This window comes from Kitasatospora sp. MY 5-36, assembly GCF_001182915.1.
Lineage (GTDB): Bacteria > Actinomycetota > Actinomycetes > Streptomycetales > Streptomycetaceae > Kitasatospora.
In genome coordinates, this window is the sequence record NZ_LFVW01000592.1 from 1 (window position 1) to 7089 (window position 7089).

The window sequence follows — 7089 nt, forward strand, 5'->3', positions numbered from 1 at the left end:
CGGTGCGCAGCGCCTTGGGCGGCCGCACCGCCTGCTTGCGCGGCGCCTTCCGGTCGGCCCCGGCGGCGCCCTTCGGCGCACCCTGACCGGCGCCTTGGCCGGCGTCCTTGCCCGCACCCTTGGGCGCGTCCTTGCCGGATCCCTTGGCGGAGCCCTTGGCCGCGGCACCCTTCGCCGCGGAGCCCTTGGCCGCAGCGCCCTTGCCCGCGGCACCCTTCGCCGCAGCGCCCTTCCCGGCCACCGGCTCGGCGGGCCCCCGGTCCTCCCGCTCGCCCGGGACGAACGGCGCGGTGCTCGCGGTGAGGCCGTCGCGGTCGGTGGCCTCCGGACGGGACGGCCGGCCCCAACGCGGCCGGGAGACCTGACCGGGCTTGGAGCCGCCCCGGCGGGCGCCCTTGCCGGAGGCGCCGGAGGAGCCCGAGGAACGGGGCGGAGTGTTGCGGGTCACTGGGAGGAGTCCTTGCTGCGGTCGGGGCTGTCACCGGCGTTCGTACCGGTGGAGACGGAATCCTTCGACTTTACGGCCTTCGGCGCCCGAGGCTCGCCACGCCGGACGGCGCCCGGCGCCGACCAGGCCTTCTGCGGCTTGCGCCGCTCGGAGGACTCCAGCTGCCACGGTACCGAGGTGACCATCACACCGGGCTTGAACAGCAGCCGCCCCTTGAGCCGCAGCGCGCTCTGGTTGTGCAGCAGGTGCTCGTACCAGTGGCCGACCACGTACTCCGGGATGTAGACCGAGACCACGTCCCGCGGGCTGCTGCGCCGCAGGTTCTTCACGTAGTCCAGGACCGGCCCGGTGATCTCGCGGTACGGCGAGTCCAGCACCTTGAGCGGCACCTCGATGCCGCGCTCGTCCCACTCCCGCCGCAGCGCCGCCGTGTCCGCCGGGTCGACGTTGACCGTGACCGCCTCCAGCGTGTGGGCCCGGGCCAGCCGGGCGTACGCCAGGGCGCGCAGCGCCGGCTTGTGCAGCTTGGAGACCAGCACGATGGCGTGCACCCGGGTGGGCAGCACCACGTCGTCCGGCTCCTCGGCGGCGATGAGCTCGTCGGAGACCCGGTCGTAGTGGCGCCGGATGCCCTTCATCATCACGAACAGCACGGCCATCGCGGCGATCGCGATCCAGGCGTGGCCGATCTTGGTGACCAGTACGACGATCAGCACGGCCATGGTCATCACCAGGCCGAAGGCGTTGATCGCCCGGCTGCGCTGCATGTGGCGGCGCTTGGCCGGGTCGGTCTCGGTGCGCAGCAGCCGGGTCCAGTGCCGGATCATGCCGGACTGGCTCATGTTGAAGGCGACGAAGACGCCGACGATGTAGAGCTGGATCAGCCGGGTCGGGTCGGCGTCGAAGGCGAGGATCAGCAGGATCGCGGCGATCGCCAGCAGGATGATGCCGTTGGAGAAGGCCAGCCGGTCGCCGCGGGTGTGCAGCTGGCGCGGCAGGTAGCGGTCCTGGGCGAGGATCGAGCCGAGCACCGGGAAGCCGTTGAAGGCGGTGTTGGCGGCGAGCACCAGGATCAGGCCGGTGACGCCGGCGACGAAATAGAAGCCGGGCGTGAAGTTGTTGAACACGGCCTCGCTGATCTGCGCCAGCGCGGTCTTCTGGTGGTAGCCGGGCGAGGAGCCGACGAGCTGCTCGGCCGGGTTCTCGGCCATCTGGACACCGGTCAGCCGGGCCAGCCAGATGATGCCCATGAACATCACGACGGCGATGCTCGCCATCATCAGCAGCGTGGTGGCGGCGTTCTTGCTCTTCGGCTTGCGGAAGGCCGGCACGCCGTTGGAGATCGCCTCCACACCGGTCAGCGCGGCACAGCCGGAGGAGAAGGACTTCAGCAGCAGGAACACCATCGCGAAACCGGTCAGCGAGTCGTTGCCGGGGGTGGCGGCGAGGTGGAACCCGGAGCTCTCCGCGGGCATGTCCTGGCCGAGCGCGAAGTGCCGGAAGACGCCGTAGCCGACCATCCCGATCACGCCGACCATGAAGGCGTAGGTGGGAACGGCGAAGGCGCTTCCGGACTCGCGCACACCGCGCAGGTTCATGCCCATCAGCAGGACGACCACGACCACCGACAGGACCGCCTCGTGACCGCGCAGCGAGGGCACCGCGGAGACGACGTTGGCGACGCCCGAGGTGGTCGACACGGCCACGGTGAGCACGTAGTCGACCATCAGCGCGCTGGCGACCACCAGACCGGCGGCCGGCCCGTGGTTGACGGTCGCGACCTCGTAGTCGCCGCCGCCGCTGGGGTAGGCGTGGACGTTCTGCCGGTACGAGGCGACCACGGCGAGCATCACGATCGCCACGACGACGCCGATCTGCCAGGAGAAGTGGATCGCCGAGGCGCCCGCGATGGAGAGGGTGAGCAGGATCTCCTCGGGGGCGTACGCGACCGAGGAGAGCGCGTCCGAGGCGAACACGGGCAGCGCGAGCCGCTTGGGCAGAAGCGTCTCGCCCAGCTTGTCGCTGCGTAGGGCGCGCCCGATCAGGATGCGTTTCGGAAGGTCAGTCGGCATAGGCACGTTAAGGAATCGTAGGGGCTCCCCGGTCAAGGCTCCGCCGTTTGTCCCCCCCTTCGTCGCGACTGCGTTCGGTGGACCGGCTAGCGTGTCGGATACGAGTCGGCGGGCAACACTCTGGTTGTCGAGCGTTGCCGGGTCGGCGCCCCCACGAGGAACCTCGTCCCGGACGACCGGGCGGGAAACGGAGCTGAACGGTGTTTGCGCAGGTCAAGACCCCTTCGGGACGGGTGAGGTAAGCGCCGGTGCACATCGTCATCATGGGCTGCGGCCGCGTGGGCTCCGCCCTCGCCAGAGCCCTGGAGAAACAGGGCCACTCGGTGGCCGTGGTCGACCAGGACCCGACCGCGTTCCGTCGGCTGGGCGCCGGCTTCAACGGGCGCCGGGTGACCGGCGTCGGCTTCGACCAGGACACCCTGCGCGAGGCGGGCATCGAGGAGGCCGGCGCCTTCGCCGCGGTCTCCAGCGGTGACAACTCCAACATCATCGCCGCGCGGGTGGCCCGGGAGAACTTCGGCGTCGAGAACGTCGCCGCCCGGATCTACGACCCCCGCCGCGCCGAGGTGTACCAGCGCCTGGGCATCCCCACCGTGGCGACGGTCCGCTGGACCGCCGACCAGATGCTGCGCCGGCTGCTGCCGAGCGGCGCCGAGCCGCTGTGGCAGGACCCGAGCGGTGGCGTCCAGCTCGCCGAGGTCGCGTACGACCCGCGCTGGATCGGCCACCGGATCGGCGAGCTGGAGGAGGCCTCCGGCACCCGGGTGGCGTTCGTCACCCGGCTCGGCGAGGGGGTGCTCCCCTCGCCGCAGATGGTGGTGCAGGAGGGCGACCTGGTGCACGTGATGCTGCGCCGGGCCGACCTGACGGCCGTCGAGGCCGCGTTCGCGCAGGGGCCGAAGGAGGAGGGTCACTGATGCGGGTCGCCATTGCCGGGGCCGGAGCCGTGGGCCGCTCGATCGCGGGCGAGCTGCTGGAGAACGGCCACGAGGTCCTGCTGATAGACAAGAACCCGAACTCCATCTCGGTGGAGCGGGTCCCGATGGCGGAGTGGCTGCTGGCCGACGCCTGCGAGATCACCTCGCTGGACGAGGCCGCGCTCCAGCGCTGCCACGTGGTGATCGCCGCGACCGGTGACGACAAGGTCAACCTGGTCGTCTCGCTGCTCGCCAAGACCGAGTACGCGGTGCCGCGGGTGGTCGCCCGGGTGAACAACCCCAAGAACGAGTGGCTCTTCAACGAGTCCTGGGGCGTGGACGTCGCCGTCTCCACCCCGCGGCTGATGTCCGCGCTGGTCGAGGAGGCGGTCAGCGTCGGCGACCTGGTCCGCCTGATGCGCTTCAGCCAGGGCAACGCCAACCTGGTCGAGCTGACCCTGGCCTCCGACACCGAGCTGGTCGGCACCCGGGTCGGCGACGTGGCCTGGCCGCAGGACACCGCGCTGGTGACCATCATCCGCGAGGGCAGGGTGCTGGTGCCGGGCAAGGACGACACCCTGGAGGGCGGCGACGAACTGCTCTTCGTCGCCGCGCAGGAGCGCGAGGAGGAGCTGGAAGAGCTCCTCTCGGCCATCTCGGGCGCCCAGTAGCCCCGGAGCGCGCGACACGGAGAAGGGCCCGCACCCCTCGGGGTACGGGCCCTTCTCCGTCGTTCGGGACGGGCGGGAGGCGGCTACTTCGCCGGCTCCTCCTCCTCGTCCAGCTGCGCCTTGATCGGCGGCGGCGCCTTCAGCAGGATCTGCCAGGTCACGTACATCGCCAGCAGCAGCGGCGGGATGCCGAGGGCGACCTTCAGCCAGCCCAGCAGGTTGACGTTGTGGGTGAAGTACAGCGGGAAGAGGATCACCGGCTTGGCGCCCATGATCAGCACCCAGGCCCAGGTCGCCTTGGTGTAGGCGGCCAGCCGGCCCGGGTTCTCCTTGCGCCAGGTGAACATCTCGCCGGTGATCGGGCCGAGCATCACCCCGATCATCGGCCAGCGCGCCAGGGCGGAGGTCGCCAGGGCGACGCAGTAGCCGACGTTCCAGAGCAGGCCGGGCAGGTAGAAGTCCTCGGCCTTGCCGCTCTTCATCGAGATCCAGGCGCCGAGCGCGACCCCGAACACCCCGCTGAAGGCGTGCTGGATGGTCTGCCGCTTCGCCAGCCGGGCCACCACGAACAGGGCGCTCAGGCCCAGCGCGGCCCAGGCCGAGGTGCTGACCTGGTGGGTCAGGTTGTAGGTGACGATGAAGACCAGGCCCGGCAGCGTCATGTCGATCATGCCGCGCACGCCGCCGAAGGCCTGGAGCACGGTGTCGGCCGCCTCCTTGGAGGCGGCCCTGCGGGCGGCCTCCGCGTCCGCGGGGTCGACCGCCAGGTCGAGCTGGGCGGCGGCCTCGCCGCCGGGCTGGTTGCTCACGCTCATTCGCTCCCGTGTCCGACCGGACGCAGCTCATAGCGGGGGTTGAACAGCACGCGGCGCCCGCGTGCGTGACTGATCCGGCCGCTGGCGACCAGCCGGCGGCCGGGCTCTATCCCGGCGATCGAGCGGCGGCCGAGCCAGACCACGTCCAGCGCCTCGGTACCGTCGAAGAGTTCGGCCTCCAGGGCGGGCACCCCCGCCCTCGGGCGGAGCGTCACCGTGCGCAGCGTGCCCGCGACGGTGACCAGCTCGCGGTCCCCGCAGCCGGCGATCGGCGTGCAGCCGGACTCCGCGGCGATCTCCTGACGCAGCTCCTCGGCGTCCAGTTCCTCGGCCGAGGAGGTCAGCCGGCTGAGCATGCGGCGGAACCGCCCCTGCGGCGGGCCGCTGCTGTTGTCACCACTCATGTCGGAAGGGTACCGGGTTCCGGCCCCCCGGCGGCAGGCCGCGCGACCGCCGGGGGCGGTCGCGGTCAGCTCTCGAAGCGGTACCCCATGCCCGGTTCGGTGATGAAGTGGCGCGGGTGCGAGGGGTCGCGCTCCAGCTTGCGGCGCAGCTGGGCGAGGTAGACCCGCAGGTAGTTGGTCTCGGTGCGGTAGGCCGGGCCCCAGACCTCCTGGAGCAGCTGGGTCTGGCTGACCAGCCGCCCGGCGTTGCGGACCAGTACCTCCAGCAGGTGCCACTCGGTCGGCGTGAGGCGTACGTCGGCGCCGTCCCGGTTGACCTTCTTGGCCGCGAGGTCGACGGTGAAGGACTCGGTGACGACCAGCGAGTCGGCCTCCCCGGCCACCGGCTCGGCCCGCCGCACGGCGGCCCGCATCCGGGCGAGCAGCTCGTCCATGCCGAACGGCTTGGTGACGTAGTCGTCGGCGCCCGCGTCCAGCGCCTCGACCTTCTCGTCCGAGGCGTGCCGGGCCGACAGCACGATGATCGGCACCCGGGTCCAGCCGCGCAGGCCGCGGATCACCTCGACCCCGTCCATGTCGGGCAGGCCCAGGTCGAGGACGACCACGTCCGGATGGCGGGCCGCGGCCAGCTCCAGGGCGCTCGCGCCGTCATGGGCCGCGTCCACCTCGTACTTGCGGGCCTTGAGGTTGATCACCAGCGCGCGGACGATCTGCGGTTCGTCGTCCACGACGAGGACCCGGGTCATTTACGGGCTCCGCCTTTCAGGGCTGTCTGACTTACGGACTGGGGACTGCTCTACGACGTTCGGTGCGACGTGCGACGTGCTGTGCGGCGTACGGCCTGGGAGGCGCGCCGGCCCCCGGAGGAGCGACGGCCCGGCCGGTGCGCCGCCGGTTCTCAGGTGATCAGGTCCGGGAGCGGGCCGCCACCCTCGCCGCCCCGCTCCCCCGGTTCGGGCGGCCGTTCGACCACGGGCAGGCTGACGACCATGGTGAGTCCGCCGCCCGGGGTGTCCTCGGCGGTGACGGTACCGTCCATCGCCTCGACGAAGCCGCGCGCCACCGCGAGTCCGAGGCCCACCCCGGCTCCGCGCGGCGCGTCCCCGTAGCGCTGGAACGGCGCGAAGATCCGCTCCTTGGCGTCCTCGGGCACCCCCGGGCCGCGGTCCACGATCCGCAGCTCGACCCGGGTCGGCCGCCCCGGCTGCCGCAGCTCGTCGGCCTTGACCAACACCCTGACCCCGTCCGGGCTGTACTTGACGGCGTTCTCCACCAGGTTGGCCAGCGAGCGCTCCAGCAGCCCGCCGTCGGCCCGGACCATCGGCAGCGTCTCCGGGACCTCCAGCCGGACGGACTCCAGCGGCACCCCGCCGAGCGCGAACGGCACCACCTCGTCCAGGTCGGTCTCCTGGATCAGCGGGGTGACGGTCCCGGTCTGCAGGCGGCTCATGTCGAGCAGGTTGTTGATCAGGTGGTCCAGCCGGTCGGCCCCGGCCTCGATGCCGGCCAGCAGCTCGGCCTCGTCCTCCGGGGCCCAGTCGACGTCGGCCGAGCGCAGCGAGCTCACCGAGGCCTTGATGCCCGCCAACGGGGTGCGCAGGTCGTGCGAGACGGCGGCCAGCAGAGCCGTCCGGATCCGGTTGCCCTCGGCCTCCCGGCGGGCCTCGGCGGCCTCCCGGGCCAGCCGGCGGCGCTCCAGCACCACGGCGGCCTGGGCGGCGAACGCGCCGAGCAGGCGCCGGTCCGCCCCGGGCAGCACCCG

The 7089-nt window shown here is 72.0% G+C and carries 7 protein-coding genes and 1 pseudogene; 2 read left to right on the forward strand and 6 right to left on the reverse strand.

Annotated elements, in window-relative coordinates; translation table 11 throughout:
• Positions 1-448 (reverse strand): annotated as a pseudogene (locus AE652_RS30965) (hypothetical protein); the annotation flags it as partial.
• Complete coding sequence (locus AE652_RS30970) at positions 445-2520, reverse strand: APC family permease (RefSeq protein ID WP_049657522.1); 2076 nt, start codon at positions 2518-2520, stop codon at positions 445-447. The gene AE652_RS30970 and the pseudogene AE652_RS30965, both read right to left, overlap by 4 nt.
• A gap of 248 nt (positions 2521-2768) precedes the next feature.
• Here AE652_RS30970 and AE652_RS30975 point away from each other — a divergent pair, with 248 nt between their 5' ends.
• On the forward strand, positions 2769-3437 hold the full coding sequence (locus AE652_RS30975) for a TrkA family potassium uptake protein (protein WP_049657525.1): 669 nt from the start codon (positions 2769-2771) through the stop codon (positions 3435-3437).
• Positions 3437-4108, forward strand: a complete 672-nt coding sequence (locus AE652_RS30980; RefSeq protein ID WP_049657526.1) for a TrkA family potassium uptake protein — start codon at positions 3437-3439, stop codon at positions 4106-4108. Before AE652_RS30975 ends, AE652_RS30980 begins: the two co-directional genes overlap by 1 nt.
• A gap of 83 nt (positions 4109-4191) precedes the next feature.
• Here AE652_RS30980 and AE652_RS30985 read toward each other — a convergent pair whose 3' ends face one another.
• The 4 genes from AE652_RS30985 to AE652_RS31000 all read right to left on the reverse strand — a co-directional run.
• Positions 4192-4917 (reverse strand): DUF3159 domain-containing protein, encoded by a 726-nt coding sequence (locus AE652_RS30985; RefSeq protein WP_234348601.1) that lies wholly within the window; start codon positions 4915-4917, stop codon positions 4192-4194.
• A gap of 2 nt (positions 4918-4919) precedes the next feature.
• Positions 4920-5327: an OB-fold nucleic acid binding domain-containing protein gene (locus tag AE652_RS30990; RefSeq protein ID WP_049657528.1), complete on the reverse strand. Its 408-nt coding sequence runs from the start codon at positions 5325-5327 to the stop codon at positions 4920-4922.
• A gap of 65 nt (positions 5328-5392) precedes the next feature.
• Positions 5393-6073 carry a response regulator gene (locus AE652_RS30995; RefSeq protein WP_049657530.1) on the reverse strand — a complete coding sequence of 227 codons (681 nt, stop codon included), beginning with the start codon at positions 6071-6073 and terminating at the stop codon, positions 5393-5395.
• A 152-nt stretch (positions 6074-6225) separates the two neighbouring features.
• A partial coding sequence (locus AE652_RS31000; protein WP_234348602.1) for a sensor histidine kinase KdpD occupies positions 6226-7089 on the reverse strand: 864 nt, incomplete at its 5' end.